Below are 21,683 nucleotides of genomic sequence, written 5' to 3'. Positions count from 1 at the left end.
CGTCTAGACACATAACAATTATTACATTCAGGAGTATTCTCAAATGGCAACAAACAGTTTGATGAATAGCTTATTCGGCTTTTTGTTCGACAATTCGGGCAGTAGTGATAGTCGGTCGGAAGCTTATTCTCGTGTCGACAGCGAAGACGCGCAATTGACCGGTGTAGCCCGTTATCTGCAAAAACTTGAGCCGCCAAAGCCGGAGCTGGACGAAAACGGTCAGCCGTTGACCGGGGTGGCGAAATATTTAGCCTTGCAAGCGCAATTGGAAAAAGCCCGGCAAGCCGTCGAAGAGGCGGCTGTCGTGGAGCCGGTTGTCGAGGAAACACTAGAAGAAGAAATTGAAGAAGTTGCCGAAGTAGTAGAAGAGCTTGTTGAAGAAGTGACCGAAAGCGAGCCGGTTGCGACGGGTGTCGATAAATATCTGACTCAACAAGCGGAAAATCCGGTTACTCGAGTTGCCAAATACCTGATCAAGCAGTCGATTTTGTCTAAAGACGCGCCGGTGACTGGGGTTTCTAAATACATTACCAAAAATGATCGCGAAGACCATGCGGTGACCAATGTTGCTAAATACGTCATTCGGCAAAATATGCAGAGCGGTTCGACGCCATTGGTTACCGGCGTTGCCAAGTATGTGTTGAAGCAAGATGTCTTGGCAAAAGACGCGCCAATCGCAACTGGTGTGAGCAAATACGTCACCAAGCAAGCTTTGTTGGCGAAAGATGCGCCACTAGTAACCGGTGTGGCTAAGTATGTCGCTCAACAGGAGCGCTTATTAAAAGAGCAGGCACCTTTGACCGGCGTTGCTAAATTTTTGGCGGAGCAGGCGGCCGCGGATAGAAAAGCGGCAGCTGCGGCTTTGATTGCCCGATATGTTGCAGCGGAAGCACTAGCTCAACAGGAAAAAGCGGAGGCCCAATTGAATCAAGAACAAAATGCTCAGCAAGAATTGGCCGAGGAATTGGCATTTGAGGGTTCCGCTGTAGAGCGTTACCTGGCTAGGCAGGCTGCGTCTGCCCAACAAGCGCCAAAGCCAACCGGTGTTGCCAAATATCTGGCTAAACAGTTGCAATTGCAAAGCCAGGCAGAGCCTTTAACCGGTGTTGCCCGTTACCTTGCCAAGCAGGCAATATTGACCAGACAGTTGCCGCCGCCTACTGGTGTCAGCAAGTATTTAGCCAAGCAAATATTAGCGCAAAAACCTGTTGCCGAAGTGAGCTCGGTTAGCCGATATGTCACTAAGCATGAGTTGCTGGATAAGGATTCGAAAGAACTCACTGGTGTAGCCAGATACATGTCCAAACAGGACGCACTAGCAAAGGATGCGCCTGGCGTGTCGGGTGTGGCGCGTTACATGGCAAAGCAAGCCTTGCAGTCCAAGGATGAGGTCGTGGCTAGAACTACCGGGGTAGAGAAATACTTACGTAAACAGGCTTAGTACCTGCCTGAAGAAGCCGGCACTTTCTTTTGGAAGTGCCGGTTTTTTTATGCCTGCTGGTTTTAGTGTGTTTAAGGGAGCCGGCAAGCCATGGATTTATACGGCTTTACCGAATCTGTATTATCATGACTACCCACATTCAAATTTTTTGCAGGGATCTTGATGTCTCGTTTATTGGGTTTTAGCTTGATGCTGTTTTTGCCGATCGTTGCTTTTGCCGCAGGCCCTGATGCCAACGAATTGGCGCCAGTTCCGGAACCGCCTGATTTACCGGCTCCAGTGCAGTCAGGGGAAGAGATGGAGCCCGACATTACCATTATTCGTAAAGGCAAAGATACTATTCAGGAGTTTCGCCGCAACGGCAAGCTATACATGGTGAAAATTCAGCCCCAGGTTGGCCCTGCTTACTACATGCTGGATACCAACGGCGACGAGCAGATGGATGTAAAAAAAAATGATTTGGACGAAAACACCAATATCAACAAGTGGACGTTGTTCGAGTGGGATTTCAATTGAGCTTATTGAATGTATCCTCCCAATATGACGCCCTAAGATTACTCGGCAATTTTTAGCAGCCAGCCGCCGTCCGCATCGCATTTACTGACTTTTGCTTTGGCTTTCACCGAGATTCTGACGACCGTGTTTTTAAGGTCGTCAGGCAGTTTACCTTTCACCAAATAGAACGTGTCCTTGTCTTCAATTTGAACCGCGACAGGTTGCTGTTTAATGCTGACATGAATGTGGCCCGGCCCATTGCTGCCGGAAACCGCAAATGAAAACTCCGAACCCGGTTTGACTGTGGCTAAATGTTCCGGCGTGTAGCGGCTAATTTTAGCGTTGATGCAGCCGCTGCCCTCTGCGCCGCCGCTGGTTCCGCCGTGACCGCCATGGCTGGGTGTGGATTGCGACCAAGCAGAATTGCCGAAACCGATAGTCAGCAATGCGATGGTAAAAAGACGTGCGTGCATGGGTGTTCCTCATGTTCTTGTTTTAGGATGGCTGCGATTATATGTTTTAAGCCTGCAAGTTTGAAGCACAAGCTATAAAGGGTCTGACGGTATTGATTTGATCTTTCTGCCGGGATTGGTTTACATTGCGTTACGGTTTAGTTTGCATATTAACAACAATAAAATGGGGGAGAAGATGTTATTTCTGGCTAAGTTATGCGGTATTTTGACCTTGGTTTGGTTTTATATGGCGGCGAAAAATCATGGCGGCCCGTTAATTAATTGGTCTGTGATCGGTCTGATAGGGTATTGGCTGACTTGGTGGTTATCTAAAATGCTGATTGTGGTGCCATTGGCCGGCATGGTAACCAAGCATTCGGTGACTGAGTTTTTACTTACCCAATTACCCGTATTCGTCGCATTGGCAGCTTGCTATCTGATTAGAAAAAAATTGATCGCCAGTTTGCCGGCCGCTGGGCAATAAATGCCCAAAAATGTGCTGATAACCGGTGCGGCAAGACGCATTGGTGCGGCGTGTGCCCGCTTACTGCACGGTGAGGGTTGTAATGTGATTTTGCATTACAACCGCTCCGATGCAGACGCTTTAGGTTTAGCTGCCGAGTTGAACGCCGTGCGAGCCGAATCGGCACGGGTATTAAGCGGCGATTTGTCGGTGTTTAGCAGCATCCAGAAGTTGGCCGAAAATGCAGTAGCTCAGTGGGATGGTGTCGATGTTTTGGTGAATAACGCGTCCTTGTTTCAATCCGTACCCTTTGGGCAAGTCACGGAACAGGACTGGGATTTGGCCATGGCTAGTAATCTGAAAGCGCCGTTTTTTTTGACACAAGCGTTGTGGTCGTCACTAAAAGTTAAACACGGCTGTGTAGTCAATATCGCCGATATTCACGCCGAGACAGGTTTGCCGGGCTTTCCGGTTTACAGCATGGCTAAAGCCGGTTTGGTGGCGATGACGCGGATATTGGCCAGGGAAATGGCGCCGGAAGTCCGCGTTAACGCGGTGGCTCCGGGGGCCATTTTATGGCCCGAGCAAGATGTGACCGAAGCGGAGCGGGTTGATATCTTAAAAAAAGTGGCCTTGCAGCGTCGCGGCGAAGCAGGCGATATTGCCAAAGCAGTAAGGTTTTTGGTTGGCAGCGCCGATTATATTACCGGCCAAGTACTGACGGTAGATGGTGGACGGACACTGTTTCGCTGAAGTTTACAGAGCGTTATTTCTCGAGTTTGGTTTGGCGTAAATCGTGTTTGTCGAAATCGTGCCACAGATCTTTGTAACAACGCTTGCTTATCGGGTGTGTAGCGTTTGGCGCAATTTCCGCTAAAGGCTCCAGTACGAAGGCATAATGTTCTATTTCATCGCGCGGAATTTGCAGTCTGCCGTCACTGATGATTTGGTCGCCGTATAAAATCAAGTCCAAATCCAGAGTTCGGGCCGAGAATTTTTGACTTTCCCTGCTACGGCCGTGGTCCAGTTCGATTTGCTTCAGCAATTTGGCGACTTCTTTCGCGGATAATGCCGATTCGAATTGCACGACGAGGTTATGAAAGCTGTCGCCGACAAAGCCTACCGGCTCGCTTTCGAAGATGCTGGAAATGGTCAGCTCTCCGAACAATTCGCGTAGCGTGAGCAGGCTGGCTGGAATGTGAATTTCCTTATCTATATTGCTGCCGATACTGATATATCCGGTAGGCATGACTATCTTTCGCCGCGTTCGATGATGATGCCGACGTCGCGAGCGCGGCTAATCGCGCCTTTCTTGTTTAGGGTGATTTTTACCCAGGGAATCGCAAATTCGCTGCGTAAAATGCCGGCAATTTCTTCTATCAGCTTTTCCACTAAATAAAATTCGCTGTGCTCGACAAAGCTGACAACGCGATCCGAAACGGCTTTATAGTCCAGTGTGTGGGCAATATCGTCGCTGGCGGCGGCTTTTTGGATGTCAAAGCCCATTTCAATGTCCAGGATGATTTTTTGTTTAATCTTCCTTTCCCATTCGTAAATACCTATCACAGTATCGATTTCAAGCCCGCCTAAAAAGATGATGTCCATCGTTGCTTTCCGGTTATTATATTTCTTGAAGAGGCGGCAGTATCGAGTAAATAGCGCCGCTGTACAAGTATTGACGAGAGGTTGATTAAATGATGGATTGGTTGTTGGTGCCTTTGGCCTATTTAACAGGGTCGGTGTCTAGTGCAATTATCGTCTGTAAGATGATGGGTTTGGCGGATCCTCGGGAAAACGGTTCCGGTAATCCGGGGGCAACCAATGTTATGCGTATCGGCGGTAAAAAGGCTGCGGCGATTACTTTGCTTGGTGACGCTTTGAAAGGGCTATTACCGGTGTTGTTGGCGAAGGCGTTGGCGGTCGATACTCTGGTTCTTTCCTTGGTCGTGTTTGCCGCTTTTTTGGGGCACCTTTATCCGATTTTTTTTGAATTTAAAGGTGGCAAAGGTGTGGCAACGTCGCTGGGTGTAACGCTCGGTGTTGCTTGGCTATTGGGATTGGTGGTGGCTGCCACCTGGTTTGTTGTTTACAAAATAGGCAAAATTTCGTCGTTAGCTGCTTTGGTGGCGGCAACATTAACGCCTCTGTATGTTTGGCTGATTGTTGGCGATGTCAAATTGACCACTACCTTTACCACTATTTCTCTGATTTTGCTGTGGCGGCATAAAAGCAATATTCAGCGCTTATTGGCTGGGCAAGAGTCTTGATCAAAGGCTGATTAGCTGCTCCATCGGCCAGCGAGGCCGGGCGAAAATTTCCAGGTTTTGGGTTTGCCCGGCCATTAAGCGTTGGCATCCTGCATACGCAATCATCGCGCCGTTGTCAGTGCAAAATTCCGGGCGAGGAAAGCGAATTTCCGCCCCTTCTTTTGCGGCCATTAGTTGTAATTGTTTCCGAATTTCCTGGTTGGCGCTCACGCCCCCAGCTACTACCAGTGTTTTTAACTGCGTCTGTTGTAACGCCCGTTTGCATTTGATGCTTAATGTTTCCGCGACGGCTTGTTGAAATGCGAAAGCGATATCGGCTTTGTCCTGCTCGGTTTGCTCGGTGGCGTGCAATGCGTTCATTGTGAAGGTTTTCAGGCCGCTAAAGCTAAATTCCAATCCTGGTCTGTCGGTCATCGGTCTGGGGAATTTGAAGCGATTTTGACCATTGCGCGCTAACTCAGCCAATTTCGGGCCGCCGGGATAGTCCAGGCCTAATAGCTTTGCGGTTTTGTCGAAGGCTTCGCCCGCGGCATCGTCCAGCGATTCTCCGAGTAAGCGGTATTTGCCAATCGCGCGGACTTCGATAAGCAGGGTATGGCCGCCTGAAATGAGTAATGCGATGAACGGGTAGGCAGGCGGATTTTCTTCCAGCATCGGCGCCAATAAATGTCCTTCCATATGGTGCACGGCGATAGCGGGTATTTGCCAAGTCCAGGCCAAGCTTTGGGCGGTGGCGGCCCCAACCAATAATGACCCCATCAAGCCGGGGCCTGCGGTATAAGCAATGCCTTCAATGTCATTGGCTGTTAATTCGGCTTCCTTCAATAGCGCTTTGATTAGCGGAACCAGTTTGCGAATATGGTCTCTTGAGGCTAGTTCAGGAACGACGCCGCCATACTCGGCGTGCGTGGCAATTTGGCTGTATAAGGTGTGCGCAATTAAGCCCTTACTGGACTGGTAGACGGCGACAGCCGTTTCGTCGCAAGAGCTTTCTATGCCTAAAACATACATTAGTTTTTGAATTAAAGAATTTTATGAGTATAATCGGCCGTTTTCGGCGGGCTTGCTATCGCCGATAGCGTCAAAAGATACTAACATAAATCGGATTATTGATAATGCCATCAGTTAAAGTTAAAGAGAACGAACATTTTGACATCGCGATTCGTCGCTTCAAACGTGCGTGCGAAAAAGCCGGTGTATTGGCTGAAGTACGCCGCCGCGAGTTTTATGAGAAGCCAACCACCGAGCGTAAACGCAAAGGTGCTGCGGCAGTTAAGCGTCATTTGAAAAAGCTGGCTCGTGAACGGTATGCGCTGAAAAATCTGCGTCGCGGTCGTCCACAAATTTAAGGCAGACAATGGATGCGTTAAAAAAGCGTATCACGGACGATATGAAAGCCGCAATGAAAGGCGGCGAAAAAGGCAGGCTGGGTGTAATCCGGATGATTTTGGCTGCTATCAAGCAGGTTGAAGTCGACGAGCGTATCGAGTTAAGTGATGAGCGAATCATCCTTGTGCTCGATAAAATGCTGAAGCAGCGGCGCGAGTCCATCAAGCAGTTCCGGGACGCTAGTCGCAATGATTTGGCCGAAATCGAGGAAGCTGAAGTGCTGGTTATTCAAGATTTTCTACCACAACCGCTCAGTGATGCTGAAATCGATGGCATGGTCGCCGACGCTATCGCTAAAATGGGCGCCACATCGGTAAAAGACATGGGTGGTGTGATGGCTTTGCTTAAGCCGCAAATGCAAGGTAGAGCTGACATGGCGAATGTCAGTGCGAGAATCAAGGCCTGTTTTATCGCTTAATATCTTGTCGGTAAGATGTCCGGCAGGATACCTCGTCAGTTCATAGATGATCTTTTGGTGCGGGTCGATATTGTCGATCTAATCGATTCGCGCGTCCCTCTTAAAAAGTCCGGCAGCAATTTTACGGCGCGCTGCCCGTTCCATACCGAAAAAACTCCCAGCTTTTCAGTTAATCGCGGTCGGCAGATATATCATTGCTTCGGTTGTGGAGCTAGCGGTAATGCAATCGGCTTTTTGATGGAATTTAACCATCTGGGCTTTGTTGAGGCGGTCGAGGATTTGGCAGCCTTTGCCGGCGTGGATGTGCCTAGGGAGTTGGTCGATGGCGAGTCTGGGCGGCCGGATAAAAAAACTGTGTCGCACATTTACGAGGTGTTGGCGGGAGTTGCTGGGTTTTACGCCGAGCAATTGCGCGGAAATGCCGAGGGTAGGATCGCTGTAGATTATTTGAAAGCCCGGGGTGTCAGTGGTGAGGTGGCGCGGGATTTTTCTCTGGGGTATGCGCCAAATAAGTGGGACGCCCTGTTGGCGCGTTTCGATCAAGCGGATTTGATCGAGGCTGGTATGCTGGTGGTCAGGGATGATGGCAAGGTTTACGACCGCTTTCGCGGTAGATTGATGTTTCCGATCAGGGATAAACGAAAGCGAGTGGTGGGGTTTGGTGGGCGAGTATTGGATGATGCTTTGCCCAAATACCTGAATTCGCCGGAGACTGCGGTTTTTTCTAAAAGTAAGGAGCTTTATGGGCTTTGTGAGCTTTTAGAAAAGAATAGCAAGCCCGGTCGGATACTGGTGGTAGAGGGTTATATGGATGTGATTGCCCTGGCTCAGTTTGGCATTTCCAATGCGGTCGCGGCGCTGGGTACTGCAACTTCCAAAGCGCAAATCGATTTATTGTTCCGATTTACCTCCGAATTGGTGTTCTGTTTCGATGGTGACAATGCCGGCAGGCAGGCGGCCTGGAAGGCTACCGATGCTGCTTTGCCTTGTTTGCGTGACGGCAGACAAATCAAAATAATGCTATTGCCGCAGGGGCAAGATCCAGATTCCCTGTTGCGCGCTGAAAATTTATCCGCGTTTATGGAGCGAATTGCTAATGCGCAGGTCTTGTCTGATTACTTTTTCGAGAATATTGTCGGGCAATTGGAATTGACAACCGTTGAGGGGCGGTCTCAGTTGCTAGCGACAGCAACGCCTTTGCTGGAAAAAGTTCCTGCCGGGTTTTTTAGGGAAATGATGTTTGCCCGTTTGCAGAAGTTGTCGGGCTCCAGAGTTGCCGTGGATGTTGTCGAAAATCAGTCTAGACTTAAGGCTAAATTTAATGTCGGCAAAAAAGTTATTCCCTCGCCAAGAATCAGTTTGGCTCGCAAAGTCTTAGGGTTATTACTTCAAAACCCGCATTTTGCAAGCTTGATTGAGCGTGAGGGGGTTATTCTCGATGATTTGAGTTTTGCGGGAGTGGAGTTATTGAGAGATGTGTTGCAACGGATCGCCCTTGAAAAGCCGGAAAATAGCGCCATCTTGTTGGAGTATTTCCGGGGAACATCCCAGGAAAAAGCTGTAAAAGCTTTAGCTAGTTTAGATCTCGATGTACCGGTGGGCGGGGAAGAGTCCGAGTTTTGCGGTGCGTTGCGACAGCTTTGTAAACAGGCCAAGGAAACTATGCTAACCCGATTGATCGAAAAGGAGGGTCGAGAAGGCTTAATGATTGAAGAAAAAGAGATACTGCGGAAGCTTTTAAGGGATAAGGCCTAGGTGACCGCATTAATTTTTGCCGTTATAATTTCCTGTTCTGCGGCGCTTGGTGCTGAAAACGTATTGTGAGTAAAGAATGAATCAAGAACAACAGCAATCCCAATTGAAACAACTGATAGCAAAAGGCAAGGCGCAGGGTTATTTGACTTACGCGGAAGTCAACGACCATTTGCCTAGCGATATTATCGATCCCGAGCAAATCGACGATATTATCGGCATGATCAATGATATGGGGATTCAGGTTTATGAGGTGGCGCCGGATGATGATGACTCGCTGATAACCTCAGATGCCGTCGTTACTGCTGATGATGATGAGGAAGTAGCTGAAGTCGCAGCCTTGGCGTCTGTCGATAGCGAGTTCGGCCGAACCACCGATCCCGTGCGCTTATATATGCGTGAAGTGGGTTCGGTTGAGTTATTGACTCGCGAGGAAGAATTAAAAATTGCGAAACGGATTGAGGAAGGGCAACGCCAAGTAGTGGGGGCCATTGCCCGATCCGGGTTTATTGTCGAGACTTTTATCGAAGCATTTGATTCCGTTCAGGTTGAAGACTCCGGCGTACGACTCAACGATTTGGTGTTGGGTTTTGTCGATCTCACTGAGGTTGAGGATATTGACGTCAGCGGTATCGAGATTGAAGAGCCTGCTGAGGATGCTGAAGAAGAGAGCAAAACCGTTGATTACGAAGAGGTTAAGCAAAAAGTCGAGTTGCTCAGAAAAGCTTTAAAAGCCGCGACGACCTCGGTTAAAAAACATGGTTACGGCCATGATAAAACCGAAAAACTGTTTGATGCGATAGACGAAATATTTTGCGAGTTTAAATGGACGCCGCAGTATTTGAAAAAAATGGTATCCATTTCTGAAGAGTTGATTTCAGCTATTCGCGAAGAAGAGCGTTTCATACTGGATGTTTGCGTCAAGAAAGCAAAAATGCCGCGTAAGGACTTTATCAATGCGTTTGCCGAGAATGAGGCTAACCTTGAGTGGTTGGATCAATTTATCGCTGCAAGGCCTAATTTTTCTGAGGTTTTCAGTAGTCACCGTGAGAATATTAGGGCTGCACAGCAGCGATTGGCCGATATCGAGTCTCGCTACGGCTTGAGCATTGCTGTTCTGAAAAGTATTTGTCGTAGCATCTCCTTAGGGGAAGCTAAAGCCAGGCGCGCAAAAAAGGAAATGATCGAAGCTAATTTGCGCTTGGTTATTTCTATTGCCAAAAAATACACCAATCGCGGTTTGCAGTTTCTGGATTTGATTCAGGAAGGCAATATTGGTCTGATGAAGGCTGTCGATAAATTTGAATATCGACGCGGTTACAAATTTTCTACCTACGCAACATGGTGGATCCGTCAGGCGATTACCCGTTCCATCGCTGATCAGGCCAGAACTATTCGTATTCCGGTACACATGATCGAAACCATTAACAAGCTGAATCGCGTCTCCAGACAGATTTTGCAGGAGCTGGGTCGCGAGGCTACGCCGGAAGAATTGGCTGAGCGTATGGAAATGCCCGAGGACAAAATTCGCAAAGTGTTGAAGATTGCCAAAGAGCCGATTTCAATGGAAACACCGATTGGTGACGACGAAGATTCGCATTTGGGTGATTTTATTGAAGATTCCAAGATGCTTTCGCCGGTAGAGTCTGCTACAATCGCCGGCCTTCGCGAGTCCACTCAAAATGTATTGGCGGGCTTAACAGCTAGAGAGGCCAAGGTGCTCCGGATGCGTTTCGGTATCAACATGAATACCGACCATACACTGGAAGAGGTTGGCAAACAGTTTGACGTGACCCGTGAGCGGATTCGTCAGATCGAAGCGAAAGCGCTACGGAAACTAAGGCATCCTTCCAGATCAGAGCAGTTGAGATGTTTTCTTGACGGCGAGTAAGGCGTTTTCATTGTTCGTAGGCTAGATAATTAAGGGCCCTTAGCTCAGTTGGTTAGAGCTTCCGACTCATAATCGGCAGGTCGTAGGTTCAAGTCCTACAGGGCCCACCACAGATAACAGGCCGTTTGCGCGGCCTTTTTTTATACGCGCAAGTTTTAATTTTGGCGAGGGTGTAACCGTGAATAAAAACTACCTTTTTACCTCAGAGTCTGTTTCGGAAGGTCATCCGGACAAAGTTGCTGACCAAATTTCAGATGCTGTCGTTGATGCCTTGCTGGCTCAAGACCCTCGTTCCAGGGTAGCCTGCGAAACACTGGTCAAGACCGGTATGGTGGTTTTGGCCGGCGAAATTACCACCAATGCTTGGGTGGATACCGAAGAGTTGGTCAGAAAAGTAGTTTGCGAGATTGGTTACGACAACGGCGAAATCGGCTTTGACGGTAATAGCTGCGCGGTATTGAATGCCATTGGTAAACAGTCAGCCGACATCGCTATGGGTGTTGATGAATCGGAAAACCACGAACAAGGTGCCGGCGACCAAGGTTTAATGTTTGGATATGCCAGCAACGAAACCGACGTGTTAATGCCGGCCCCTATTACCTACGCGCATCGTTTGGTTGAGAGACAAGCCTTGGTGCGGAAGAATAAAACCCTGACATGGCTGCGTCCGGATGCAAAAAGCCAGGTGACTTTCCGTTACGAAAACAACAAGCCGGTCGCCATTGATGCGGTCGTTCTATCTACCCAGCATTCCCCGGAAATAGGTGGCAAACAACTGGAAGAAGCGGTAATGGATGAAATCATCCTGCCGACCTTGCCGAAAGAGTGGCTGCACAAAGATACTAAGTATTTCATCAATCCTACCGGCCAGTTCATCATCGGCGGTCCCGTGGGGGATTGCGGGTTGACCGGCCGTAAAATCATTGTCGATACCTACGGTGGCATGGCCCGCCATGGTGGCGGCGCGTTTTCCGGTAAAGATCCATCAAAAGTGGATAGATCCGCGGCCTATATGGGGCGCTATGTGGCAAAAAATATCGTTGCCGCCGGATTGGCAGAACGTTGCGAAATTCAGGTGTCTTACGCGATCGGCGTCGCTGAGCCTACTTCCATCAGCATCGAAACCTTCGGTACTGGCAAAATCGAAGAAGAACGCTTGGTGCAAATCGTGCGCGAGCACTTCGATTTGCGCCCGAAAGGCTTGATTGCCCAATTGGATTTATTAAAACCGATTTATCGTCCAACTGCCTCTTACGGCCATTTTGGTCGTAACGAAGCCAGCTTCAGCTGGGAAAAAACCGACAAAGCCGACGCATTGAAAGATGCTGCGGGCATTTAATCAGGATCAGGAAAATATTATGAGCCAAGCCGATTACAAAGTTGCCGATTTAGCCCTAGCTGAATGGGGGCGTAAAGAAATTAATATCGCCGAAACCGAAATGCCGGGTTTGATGGCTTTGCGCGCCGAGTTCGGCTCTCAACAGCCACTGAAGGGCGCGCGTATCGCCGGTTGTTTGCATATGACCATTCAAACTGCGGTATTAATCGAAACGCTGACGGCATTGGGTGCGGAAGTCCGCTGGTCCTCCTGCAATATTTTCTCCACTCAGGATCATGCAGCGGCTGCGATAGCCGCTGCCGGAATCCCTGTTTTTGCCTGGAAAGGCGAGACCGAGGCGGAAGCAGAATGGTGTATCGAACAAACCATTCTTGGCCCTGACGGTTGGCGTCCGAATATGATTCTGGACGATGGCGGGGACCTGACCACCATGATGCACAATAACTTCCCCGAATTGATGGCGGATGTGAAAGGCTTGTCCGAAGAAACCACCACTGGTGTGTTGCGTCTGACCGAAATGGTGGCGAAAGGTACGCTGAAAGTACCGGCGTTTAACGTTAACGATTCGGTCACCAAATCCAAATTCGATAACCTTTACGGTTGCCGCGAATCTTTGGTCGACGGCATCAAACGTGCCACCGACGTAATGGTAGCCGGAAAAATTGCCGTGGTCTGCGGCTATGGTGATGTGGGTAAAGGTTGTGCGCAATCTCTACGTGGATTGGGTGCCACTGTTCTGATTACAGAAATTGATCCGATCTGCGCATTGCAGGCAGCAATGGAAGGTTATCGTGTAGTAACAATGGACGAAGCAGCGCCTATTGCCAACATCTTTGTTACGGCTACGGGCAACGTCGGAGTCATTACTCACGATCACATGAAAGCGATGCGTGATCAGGCTATCGTCTGCAATATCGGCCATTTCGATTCGGAAATCGATATTGCGTCCTTACGCCACTACACCTGGGAAAGCATCAAGCCGCAGGTCGATCATGTCATCTTCCCTGACGGCAAGCGCATTATCGTGTTGGCTGAAGGTCGTCTGGTGAATTTGGGCTGCGCCACCGGCCATCCTAGCTTCGTCATGTCCAACTCGTTTTGTAACCAAGTATTGGCGCAGATCGAGCTTTGGAGCAACGCGGCTAGCTACGAAAACAAAGTCTATGTACTGCCGAAAAAACTCGACGAAAAAGTGGCGCGTTCGCATTTGGCGCAAATCGGCGTAAAACTAACCGAATTGACCAAAGAACAGGCTGCGTACATTAATGTACCGGTAGAGGGTCCTTACAAACCGGATCATTATCGTTATTAAGGCTTAGATCAATCTAACCGGAAAGGGGGCGCAAGCCCCTTTTTTATGCAAGCTATGAATAATCAAACTATCGTTCAGCGCGATCTTGCCGTGCTCTGGCACCCGTGTAGTCAGATGAAAGACCACGATGCTCGGGCATCTGCGGCGGATGCGTTGCCGTTGATTCCGATTAAATCGGGCCAAGGCGTCTGGCTGGAAGATTTCGACGGTAACCGCTATCTGGACGCAATCAGTTCCTGGTGGGTAAATCTATTCGGTCACGCCAATCCCATTATCAATCAAGCGCTACGAGAGCAGCTTGAAACGCTTGAGCATGTCATCCTCGGTGGATTTACCCATGAGGCGGCGTTAACACTGGCGGAAAAGTTGGTGGAAATTACGCCGCCGGGTTTGGATAAGTGCTTCTACGCGGATAACGGTTCATCGGCAGTCGAAATTGCGTTAAAGATGAGTTTTCATTATTGGCGCAATCTCGGACAAACGCAAAAAACCAAATTCATCACACTGGAAAACAGCTATCACGGCGAAACCCTGGGAGCATTGGCGGTTGGCAACGTGGCTTTATACAAGGAAACCTACGCGCCATTGTTGATGGATGTGATCACGGTAGCTGGACCCGATTGCTACTATCGCGAAGATGGCGAAAGTTGGGAAGCCTATTCCACCCGCCGTTTCGCGGCCATGGAGCAAGCCTTGGCGCGACACGCTGATGAAGTTTGCGCGGTGATTGTCGAGCCGCTGGTCCAATGTGCCGGCAGTATGCGCATGTACCATCCGGTGTATTTGAAAATGCTGCGCGAAGCTTGCGATAAATACCAGGTACATCTAATTGCCGACGAAATTGCAGTGGGCTTTGGCCGTACCGGAACCTTGTTTGCTTGTGAGCAAGCGGCAATCAGCCCGGATTTTATCTGTCTATCCAAAGGCCTGACCGGCGGTTATTTACCCTTGTCTGCGGTCTTGACCAGCAATCAGGTCTATCAAGCTTTTTACGATGACTATCAGAATCTCACTGCCTTTTTACACTCGCATAGCTATACCGGCAACGCATTGGGCTGCCGGGCGGCTTTGGCGACACTGGGGATATTTGAGCAGCAAAATGTCATTGCAAACAATCGGTATTTAGCGGGACTAATGACTAAAGCCGTAGAGCGATTTAAGGAGCATCCCAACGTCGCCGAAGTACGGCAAACCGGCATGATCGTTGCGATAGAATTGGTTAAAAATAAGCATACGCGCGAGGCCTATCCTTGGCAGCAGCGACGCGGATTGGCCGTTTATCGCTATGCTTTGAGTCGGGGCGTGTTGCTGCGGCCCCTGGGGAATGTGATTTATTTCATGCCGCCTTATGTGATCAACGAGCAGGAGATACAACTGATGGCGGACGTGGCCTGGCAAGGTATCCAACTGGCGGTGCAGGACTAATGCGAGTGTCGCGTTTATATGTCGCTGAGCCGCTCAATGTGGGCGGCCGTATCGAATTGGATGACGATGCGGCCCATTACGTGCGCAGTGTGCTGCGCTTAAAGCAGGATCAGAGCATTGTGCTGTTTAACGGCCACGGCGGAGAATATCTGGGTCGTTTCAGCGAAGTCAGCCGGAAGACGGTGCGGGTAGAAATCGAGCAGTTTATTGAGCGCAATGTCGAATCACCGCTGGCGATTAATCTGGGTTTGGGTATTTCTCGCGGCGACCGGATGGACTGGGCGGTACAAAAAGCCGTTGAACTGGGCGTCACAAGGTTAACACCCTTGGTAACCGAGCGTTGCGTGATCAAATTCAACGACGATAAAAAGCAGCAACGTTTACAGCATTGGCAGCATATTGTCCAGCACGCGGCCGAACAGTCCGGAAGAACGTATTGTCCGTCAATTGGCGAGATTGAGAATTTAGCCGATTGGGTGAGCGGACAGCAAGGATTATGCGTGTTTCTCGATCCCTATGCCGAGCAATCCCTAGCGGACCTGAAGCCGGTAAATTCCCGCGTTACCTTACTGTCCGGACCCGAGGGCGGCTTCAGCGAGCAAGAACGCCAAATTGCCAAGACAGCGGGATTCGTGCCGGTGCGAATGGGTGCCCGGATCTTGCGTACCGAGACTGCGGTGTTATCGGCATTGACCGCTGTGCAAACCTTATGGGGAGATTTTCGTTGATCCGCTGGATTGTCTATGCGTTGCTGCCGTTGCTTATATTGGTCATTGCCGCCACGACTGCGAGCATGCTGGGGTACGGTTTGCTGTGGCTTGCCGGCGATATTTTGCCGTTGGCAAAAGTTATCAGCAAAATTACCTTGGTGCTGTTGCTGCTGAGTATTTTTCTGTTAAAGAACTATCTGCAATTCAGTTGGGCGGATTTGGGATTTGCGCCCAAAGCGATATTTTTCAAACAAATGCGCCAAGGTCTGGCCTTGGGCTTATTGACCTTGCTGCCGGTGCTGTTGACGCTGTATTGGCTGGATGTTCATATCTGGGACGATACCCGGCATTGGACGGTGGGCAAAATAGCGGAAAAAATCGGATTGGGTTTGTTTTTTGCGATGCTGATTGCGGTCGGCGAAGAAATGCTATTTCGCGGCCTGCTGCTGGGGGCTTTAAGCCGGAAAATGTCAATGATGGCAGCCGTGACAATTAGCTCCATCTACTATGCGGCGCTACATTTTTTAAAAAGTAAGTCGCAACTGGTTTACGCCGATTTAACGCCGGGCAGTGGTTTAAAATTAATGGCGGAAGCCTTTGCCAACTGGTTGAATCCGCAGATAATCAGCGCCTTGCTGGCTTTATTTGTGGTTGGCTTATTTTTAGCAATCCTCAGAAGTCGGGTGCCGCAAAGTCTGGGTCTATGTATCGGTTGTCACGCCGCGTGGGTCTGGCAGATTAAGGTGAGCAGAGATTTGTTCAACGTTAATTTGCAAGCCGATTCACTGTTTCTGGTCAACACCTATTACGACGGCGTGGTGGGCCCTTTGGTTAGTAGCTGGTTGGTATTCGCGCTAATTGTTTATGGGGTATGGACCCAGTGGCCAGCTAAAGCCGCACGCGGCGACTAGATCAAAACGCCATATCAACTTGAAAAAATGATTGCCAGATACCATGGTGTTTTGCAATATTTCTCTCCATCATTTCCAGTGCATCATAAGAGGACATATTTATGCGCAGAGTCAGACCGAATACTTCCGTTCTTCTGTTAACTTTACTGGTCGCCGGTTGTGCTAGCGAGCCAGCCGCCCCGACCAAGCAGGCGGACAAAATTCTGTCCGGTGAACAAATGTTGCGGGATAGTCAGGGCATTGCGCAGTTGGGTAGCCGTTGGCAGGAAGGTAAGCAAATGGTCGAACGCGGACAAGTGATGCAACGTGAGGGTCAGATAAAGATTGACGAAGGCCGCAACCTGGTCGAGGAAGGCCAAAAAATCATGCGTGAAAGTGAAGAAGGTTATAAAAACATAAAACAGTAGGCAATCCGTATACCGTTACTGGATGCTTTTTATAAAGTTTAGCGATGATAGGGGTTTCAGTCCGGTGGCTACCAGCCTTTAAGGGTTTTGCTACCGGATTGAAGCGGTTAGGCCGCGTTGCTGTCTTGAGTCTTTGGGTTTTGCGGCACTAAGGTTAAGACGGTTTTGGGTATTTTAATGCCTGAGTGATGGATATCCCGATATTCCAGCTGCATGTTGTAGCAAAAAGCGCATAGCGAAGCATTTGGCAGAAATTGCAATTCGTCTGGCGGAATTTCATCCCCGCACCTTGAGCAAAAGCTTAACTGCGTTGCCTTTGGTTTCATGTTTCCCCCTCTTTCTCGTAAAAATCGCTGCTGAGGATAAACGGAATATTTCTTGCCTTCTGTTGGAACGCCGGCATTTTTCAACACTCCGTTGTTAGGGCAATGTGATAAAGTCCAAAGTTCCTGAACTAACCCCGGGTACCAGCGCTAATCGGTGCTTGCGACATAGTGCAAATATGCGAAATATCTAATGCGATTATCCAAGCACTGACGATTCCGTAGCAAGCTTTTTTCGCTATGGGGCGCAAGAATTTTAAAAATATGCTACTCCAAGTGCTTTAGGGGGATTATGCGTCGGAGCAAGTTGCTATGACAGGCGAGATGAAGAAGGTGGGCCGGATTGAGGCCGCGCAGGGGCCGGTGGTCGATGTGCGTTGCGAATATCTGCCGCCAATCGGTCAGGCGCTTGATGTTGTAAACGGTGCCGGTCGCTATGTGCTGGTTGTGTTTCAGCATCTGGAGCCTACGCTGATTCGGGCAATTGCTTTGCATTCGGTTTCGGGCTTATTTCGCGGCATGCCGGTGTTTGATCGAGGCGACGCTTTGAATGTGCCGGTCGATCCCAGTTGTTTGGGGCGTATGCTCAATGTGTTCGGCGATCCGCTTGATGGCGGCCAGCCATTACCTAACATTAATTTCCGTAATATTCTCGCCGCTCCCCCCTTGCTGTCCGATACGCTGCCGGCTTCGCAAATCTTGGAAACCGGCATCAAAGTCATCGACCTGCTTTGCCCGTTCGTGCGTGGCGGTAAAACCGGCTTGTTTGGCGGTGCCGGTGTCGGCAAGACCGTTTTGATGATGGAGTTCATGCACGCGGTGAGCGTGGCGATGCAAGGTGTATCGGTTTATGCCGGCGTTGGCGAACGCATGCGCGAAGGCCACGAACTCTGGCATGAAATGGCTGATGCCGGCGTATTACCTAAAGCACTACTGGTCTACGGGCAAATGGACGAGTCACCCGGCGTGCGCTTTCATGTCGGTTACACCGCCTTGGCCTATGCCGAGTATTTGCGCGACACGCTGGATACCGAAGTGTTGTTTTTGATGGACAATATTTTTCGCTTCGTCCAGGCCGGTAGCGAAATTTCCGGTTTGCTGGGGCGGATGCCCGCCACGGTCGGCTATCAACCCACTCTACTGACCGAAGTTGCGTCGCTGGAAGAACGTATCGTCTCCACCAAATCCGGCTCCATTACCTCGGTGCAGGCCGTTTATGTGCCGGCCGATGACATGTCTGATCCGGCAGTGGCTACCATCCTTGGGCATCTGGATAGCGTGGTCATCTTGTCGCGGCAACAGGCCGCCAAAGGCATTTATCCGGCCATCGATCCTTTGCGATCCAGCAGCCGGATCATGGATCACCATATCCTGGGTGACCGGCACTATCAGGTGGCTCGTGCGGTTCGCGAGCATCTCTCGCGCTATCGAGAATTGGAAGATATTATCGCTATGCTCGGTATCGAAGAGCTCTCGCAAGAGGATCGCCGCATCGTCGAACGGGCGCGCCGCTTGCAACGTTATCTGACCCAACCGTTTACCACCGTAGCCGATCACACCGGCATGCCGGGCGTGCGCGTGCCGCTGGCGCACACTATTGCCGACTGCGAAGCATTCATGGACGGCCAATATGACCAGCTCAGCGAAGCCGATTGCTATATGAAAGGCGCAATGTCGGCATGAACGGGTTTGCGTTAACTTTGTTGGATAGTCGTGGCGCCGAGCATTTCGATACCGTCACCCAGTTTATCGGCGCCGATGCCGACGGCAGTTTCGGGATTTTGGCGGGGCATATTCACTGCGTGGCATTGCTGAGATACGGGCTGGCCCGTTTCTGCGATCAAGCCGATGTCTGGCATTATTTGGCCTTGCCCAGCGGCGTGCTGCGCTTTGCCGACAATCAAATGACCGTGACGACGGTGCGCTATTTTCTCGGCAAAGACCGCGATAGCATCTGCGAACGACTCGCCGCGGAAATGGCCCAGGCCGATTCAGAAGTACATACCGCGCGGGCGACGTTGTCGGAAATTGAACATTCTTTGCTGCGACGATTAGCCGAATTGAGTAGTCGCGGATCAGCGGGAATAGTGCCATGAGTTTTCGCAACAAATTAATCGAACACACTCGTCGCGATCTGCGTCGCTTGGAAGATAAAACCCGCCGCCAGGCGACTTGGGTAGGCATGTTGTTTTATGGCGGTACGCTGGGTTTGTTGTTTGTAGTGCCTATCGTCGCCGGTGCGTATTTGGGGCGGTGGTTGGATACATTGGCCACCGGTTATTCGGTGCGCTGGACTGTCAGTTTGATCGTGTTGGGTATTGGGGTTGGCGCTTATAATGTTTTTCGATTTTTGCAGGAAAAAAGCTGATTTTTTTCGGATTTATTCTTCACGAAAATTCGAAATGAGCGCTATTATTTGTTGAAAATACACGAGGAATATTTTACGGCTCTTCGGCGTAGCAAACTTTACATCGATCAACGTTGCACTCAATAACCAGACTAAAATGAAACCACCCTTGCTGCGTTTAGCTCTTCCCTTATTAGCCTTATTTTTATTAAATGCTTGCACCAGCAGTTCGCCGGTAAAGCGAGAGAAAATGGCGTCGGTAAGGCCGAATATCGTCCAACAGCGACCGTCTTATCAACCGCAACCGACGCCGTATAAACCGGCGTTTTATACAGGGACTTTCCCAAAACCGGCAGCGTTGGAGCCGGCCGTGGATTTCTGGCGAAAAACCTATGCGGTCTGGCAGCGTTCCGAAGTGGCTTTTCATGACGACCGTTATTTGGATGTCGTCTACGAAGTGATGACCTTACCGGGCTATGTCGCGGAAGGCCTGACGGCAGAACAAAAAGACATGATCAGCCAGCGCCGCGAGTATTGGAAAGCCCAATTGGCGGAATTGGAAAGTAAAGTGCGTTACGGCGCGGCGTTGAATGCCAACGACCGGCAATTGATCGCCAAACTGGAAAATAACGGCAGATCGCTCAATAGCGTATTGCCTGGACTTAGCGACAGATTGCGTTCGCAACGCGGTACTCGCGAGCGTTTTAAACGCGGCTTGGAGATCAGCGGTCGCTATGATTTGCAGTTTAGAAAAACCTTCCGCGATGCCGGCTTGCCTGAGGACTTGGCTTATCTGCCGCACGTAGAGTCCTCGTTTCAACCGTCCGCCAAATCCTCCGCCGGCGCGGTCGGTATGTGGCAATTTACCAAGGCTGCCGCCAAAACCTTCATGCCCGGCGGTGATCGCGTCGATCAACGTTACGATCCTTTCGTGTCCGCCAACGGCGCGGCCCGGTATCTGAGTTACGCTTACGGTAAGCTTGGTGATTGGCCGGCGGCGGTAACTTCATACAACCACGGCATCGGCGGGATGAAGCGTGCCCAAAACCAAGTCGGCAGTGACTTCGTGCGTATCGTAGATACCTATGACGGTCCGGCCTTCGGTTTCGCCTCCCGTAACTACTATGCGCAATTCCTGGCCGCCCGCGAAATTGCTTCCAACCCCGAGCAGTTTTTCCGGGAAGGCGTCCGCTACGAAAGTCCGTTGGCTCCCGGTCAATACTTGGCCGTTGAATAAATCAGCGCTTAAAGCTTATTCCAGCGAGGCTGTCGTAAAGGGTAGGCTAGGCTGAACGCAATGAAGCCCAACCTACATTGCTGTTCTGTTTGTTTAATTCGAGGTGCGGACATGAATAACGCCGAGTCGGCAGCCGATACTGTTTTTCAACTCGGCCCACTGGCGATCAGTAACACGGTCGTGACTACCTGGGGCGTGATGCTGGTTTTTATGGTGTTAATCTTGTCGCTGCGCTTCAGTAGCCAGTCATCCCCATTGCATAACTTACTCGAAGCGGTAGTCGTGGCCATAGAAGGTGCAATTGCCGAAGTGTTACCGGCAGCATCGGTACGGCGGGTGCTGCCGTTCGTGGCCAGCTTGTGGCTGTTTGTGTTGGTGGCTAATCTGGTGGGTTTAATTCCGGAACTCCACGCGCCCACCCGCGACTTGTCCGCTACCGGCGCATTGGCGGTGCTGGTGTTCGGGTCTACTCACTGGTTCGGGATTCGCGACTGCGGCTGGCGTCAGCATTTTCGCCATTACGCCGAACCCAGTATCATCCTGTTACCGTTTCACATCATCAGCGAATTTACCCGCACCCTGGCTTTAGCCATCCGCCTATTCGGCAACATCATGAGTCTGGAAATGGCGGCCTTGCTGGTATTGTTGATTGCCGGCTTTCTGGTGCCGGTGCCATTATTGATGCTGCATGTAATCGAAGCGGTGGTGCAGGCCTATATCTTTGGTATGCTGGCGCTAATCTACATCGCCGGTGCGTTGGAACCTGGCGAATCCGATACATTCGCCATTCCCGAGGAATAGCCATGAATGACATCCATTTATTCAGCATGATTTCCACCGGCGTGGCCGGTCTGGTCATTGCTCTCGGCACTATGTTGCCGGCTCTGGCAATGGGCAAAGCCATCGCCGCCGCGCTAGAAGCTCTTGCTCGCCAGCCGGAAGCCGAGAAAACCATCACCCGAACCTTATTTATTGGTTTGGCGATGATAGAGTCTTTGGCGATTTATTGTTTGGTGGTGGCCCTGATTGTGTTGTTTAGAAATCCGCTGCTTGAATATTTTTTAAAATAACTCAACCCAGTTTGCTATATGGCGCTCCAATCGT

At 50.2% G+C, this 21,683-nt stretch carries 26 protein-coding genes and 1 tRNA gene; 22 read left to right on the top strand and 5 right to left on the bottom strand.

Features of this window, described 5'->3' with window-relative positions; all coding sequences use genetic code 11:
* Positions 1-43: 43 nt before the first annotated feature.
* Both ACMXD4_RS20700 and ACMXD4_RS20695 read left to right on the top strand, forming a co-directional pair.
* Positions 44-1,441 carry a hypothetical protein gene (locus ACMXD4_RS20700; protein ID WP_415879247.1) on the top strand — a complete coding sequence of 466 codons (1,398 nt, stop codon included), beginning with the start codon at positions 44-46 and terminating at the stop codon, positions 1,439-1,441.
* 162 nt (positions 1,442-1,603) lie between these two features.
* Positions 1,604-1,957 carry a DUF2782 domain-containing protein gene (locus ACMXD4_RS20695; RefSeq protein WP_033157684.1) on the top strand — a complete coding sequence of 118 codons (354 nt, stop codon included), beginning with the start codon at positions 1,604-1,606 and terminating at the stop codon, positions 1,955-1,957.
* Between the two features lie 38 nt (positions 1,958-1,995).
* Here ACMXD4_RS20695 and ACMXD4_RS20690 read toward each other — a convergent pair whose 3' ends face one another.
* Entirely contained in the window at positions 1,996-2,409 is a 414-nt protein-coding gene (locus ACMXD4_RS20690; protein WP_033157685.1) for a hypothetical protein, read from the bottom strand.
* A gap of 163 nt (positions 2,410-2,572) precedes the next feature.
* On the opposite strand from ACMXD4_RS20690, the gene ACMXD4_RS20685 reads away from it, so the two are divergent.
* Positions 2,573-2,872, top strand: coding sequence for a hypothetical protein (locus ACMXD4_RS20685; protein WP_308441618.1), 300 nt, complete (start codon positions 2,573-2,575; stop codon positions 2,870-2,872).
* A complete protein-coding gene (locus tag ACMXD4_RS20680) occupies positions 2,873-3,604 on the top strand; it encodes a pteridine reductase (RefSeq protein ID WP_415879246.1) in 732 nt (243 codons plus the stop codon).
* Positions 3,605-3,617: 13 nt separating this feature from the next.
* Here ACMXD4_RS20680 and folK read toward each other — a convergent pair whose 3' ends face one another.
* On the bottom strand, positions 3,618-4,100 hold the full coding sequence (gene folK / locus ACMXD4_RS20675) for a 2-amino-4-hydroxy-6-hydroxymethyldihydropteridine diphosphokinase (protein WP_033157688.1): 483 nt from the start codon (positions 4,098-4,100) through the stop codon (positions 3,618-3,620).
* A 2-nt stretch (positions 4,101-4,102) separates the two neighbouring features.
* Positions 4,103-4,456 (bottom strand): dihydroneopterin aldolase, encoded by a 354-nt coding sequence (folB, locus tag ACMXD4_RS20670; RefSeq protein WP_033157689.1) that lies wholly within the window; start codon positions 4,454-4,456, stop codon positions 4,103-4,105.
* Positions 4,457-4,545: 89 nt separating this feature from the next.
* Between folB and plsY the strand changes: the two genes are divergently transcribed.
* Positions 4,546-5,118 (top strand): glycerol-3-phosphate 1-O-acyltransferase PlsY, encoded by a 573-nt coding sequence (plsY, locus tag ACMXD4_RS20665; protein ID WP_033157690.1) that lies wholly within the window; start codon positions 4,546-4,548, stop codon positions 5,116-5,118.
* Here plsY and tsaD read toward each other — a convergent pair whose 3' ends face one another.
* Positions 5,119-6,129 carry a tRNA (adenosine(37)-N6)-threonylcarbamoyltransferase complex transferase subunit TsaD gene (gene tsaD / locus ACMXD4_RS20660; RefSeq protein ID WP_415879245.1) on the bottom strand — a complete coding sequence of 337 codons (1,011 nt, stop codon included), beginning with the start codon at positions 6,127-6,129 and terminating at the stop codon, positions 5,119-5,121.
* Positions 6,130-6,233: 104 nt separating this feature from the next.
* Between tsaD and rpsU the strand changes: the two genes are divergently transcribed.
* From rpsU to ACMXD4_RS20605, 11 genes are all read left to right on the top strand, one after another.
* Positions 6,234-6,467 (top strand): 30S ribosomal protein S21, encoded by a 234-nt coding sequence (rpsU, locus tag ACMXD4_RS20655; protein ID WP_020483611.1) that lies wholly within the window; start codon positions 6,234-6,236, stop codon positions 6,465-6,467.
* Positions 6,468-6,475: 8 nt separating this feature from the next.
* Positions 6,476-6,925, top strand: coding sequence for a GatB/YqeY domain-containing protein (locus tag ACMXD4_RS20650; RefSeq protein ID WP_415879244.1), 450 nt, complete (start codon positions 6,476-6,478; stop codon positions 6,923-6,925).
* Between the two features lie 15 nt (positions 6,926-6,940).
* Positions 6,941-8,680 (top strand): DNA primase, encoded by a 1,740-nt coding sequence (gene dnaG, locus ACMXD4_RS20645; RefSeq protein WP_415879243.1) that lies wholly within the window; start codon positions 6,941-6,943, stop codon positions 8,678-8,680.
* A gap of 76 nt (positions 8,681-8,756) precedes the next feature.
* A complete protein-coding gene (gene rpoD / locus ACMXD4_RS20640; protein WP_415879242.1) occupies positions 8,757-10,568 on the top strand; it encodes an RNA polymerase sigma factor RpoD in 1,812 nt (603 codons plus the stop codon).
* 33 nt (positions 10,569-10,601) lie between these two features.
* Positions 10,602-10,678 (top strand) — tRNA-Ile (locus ACMXD4_RS20635).
* 68 nt (positions 10,679-10,746) lie between these two features.
* Complete coding sequence (gene metK / locus ACMXD4_RS20630; RefSeq protein WP_415879241.1) at positions 10,747-11,907, top strand: methionine adenosyltransferase; 1,161 nt, start codon at positions 10,747-10,749, stop codon at positions 11,905-11,907.
* Between the two features lie 19 nt (positions 11,908-11,926).
* On the top strand, positions 11,927-13,219 hold the full coding sequence (gene ahcY, locus ACMXD4_RS20625) for an adenosylhomocysteinase (RefSeq protein WP_415879240.1): 1,293 nt from the start codon (positions 11,927-11,929) through the stop codon (positions 13,217-13,219).
* A 54-nt stretch (positions 13,220-13,273) separates the two neighbouring features.
* Positions 13,274-14,644, top strand: a complete 1,371-nt coding sequence (locus ACMXD4_RS20620; RefSeq protein ID WP_415879239.1) for an adenosylmethionine--8-amino-7-oxononanoate transaminase — start codon at positions 13,274-13,276, stop codon at positions 14,642-14,644.
* Positions 14,644-15,372 carry a 16S rRNA (uracil(1498)-N(3))-methyltransferase gene (locus tag ACMXD4_RS20615; RefSeq protein ID WP_415879238.1) on the top strand — a complete coding sequence of 243 codons (729 nt, stop codon included), beginning with the start codon at positions 14,644-14,646 and terminating at the stop codon, positions 15,370-15,372. The genes ACMXD4_RS20620 and ACMXD4_RS20615 overlap by 1 nt, the downstream gene beginning before the upstream one ends.
* Positions 15,369-16,265: a lysostaphin resistance A-like protein gene (locus tag ACMXD4_RS20610; RefSeq protein WP_415879237.1), complete on the top strand. Its 897-nt coding sequence runs from the start codon at positions 15,369-15,371 to the stop codon at positions 16,263-16,265. The genes ACMXD4_RS20615 and ACMXD4_RS20610 overlap by 4 nt, the downstream gene beginning before the upstream one ends.
* A 101-nt stretch (positions 16,266-16,366) precedes the next feature.
* Positions 16,367-16,672: a hypothetical protein gene (locus ACMXD4_RS20605; protein ID WP_033157699.1), complete on the top strand. Its 306-nt coding sequence runs from the start codon at positions 16,367-16,369 to the stop codon at positions 16,670-16,672.
* Between the two features lie 107 nt (positions 16,673-16,779).
* Here ACMXD4_RS20605 and ACMXD4_RS20600 read toward each other — a convergent pair whose 3' ends face one another.
* The gene (locus tag ACMXD4_RS20600) at positions 16,780-17,085 is read right to left on the bottom strand and encodes a TraR/DksA C4-type zinc finger protein (protein ID WP_415879236.1); all 306 of its coding nucleotides are present in this window, start codon (positions 17,083-17,085) and stop codon (positions 16,780-16,782) included.
* A 222-nt stretch (positions 17,086-17,307) separates the two neighbouring features.
* Here ACMXD4_RS20600 and atpD point away from each other — a divergent pair, with 222 nt between their 5' ends.
* The 6 genes from atpD to ACMXD4_RS20570 all read left to right on the top strand — a co-directional run bounded on the left by atpD (position 17,308) and on the right by ACMXD4_RS20570 (position 21,649).
* On the top strand, positions 17,308-18,678 hold the full coding sequence (atpD, locus tag ACMXD4_RS20595; protein WP_415879235.1) for a F0F1 ATP synthase subunit beta: 1,371 nt from the start codon (positions 17,308-17,310) through the stop codon (positions 18,676-18,678).
* Positions 18,675-19,091, top strand: coding sequence for a F0F1 ATP synthase subunit epsilon (locus tag ACMXD4_RS20590; protein ID WP_415879234.1), 417 nt, complete (start codon positions 18,675-18,677; stop codon positions 19,089-19,091). Before atpD ends, ACMXD4_RS20590 begins: the two co-directional genes overlap by 4 nt.
* Positions 19,088-19,363, top strand: coding sequence for an AtpZ/AtpI family protein (locus tag ACMXD4_RS20585; RefSeq protein WP_415879233.1), 276 nt, complete (start codon positions 19,088-19,090; stop codon positions 19,361-19,363). Before ACMXD4_RS20590 ends, ACMXD4_RS20585 begins: the two co-directional genes overlap by 4 nt.
* A 136-nt stretch (positions 19,364-19,499) precedes the next feature.
* Entirely contained in the window at positions 19,500-20,579 is a 1,080-nt protein-coding gene (locus ACMXD4_RS20580; protein ID WP_253734573.1) for a lytic transglycosylase domain-containing protein, read from the top strand.
* 111 nt (positions 20,580-20,690) lie between these two features.
* A complete protein-coding gene (locus tag ACMXD4_RS20575; RefSeq protein ID WP_171697388.1) occupies positions 20,691-21,380 on the top strand; it encodes a F0F1 ATP synthase subunit A in 690 nt (229 codons plus the stop codon).
* Positions 21,381-21,382: 2 nt separating this feature from the next.
* Positions 21,383-21,649, top strand: a complete 267-nt coding sequence (locus ACMXD4_RS20570; protein WP_020483596.1) for a F0F1 ATP synthase subunit C — start codon at positions 21,383-21,385, stop codon at positions 21,647-21,649.
* Positions 21,650-21,683 lie beyond the last annotated feature (34 nt).

The organism is Methylomonas sp. TEB (assembly GCF_047777895.1).
Taxonomy (GTDB): Bacteria; Pseudomonadota; Gammaproteobacteria; order Methylococcales; family Methylomonadaceae; genus Methylomonas.
The sequence above is the reverse complement of the archived record's forward strand: the minus strand, read 5'-3'. Positions and strand labels throughout refer to the sequence as shown.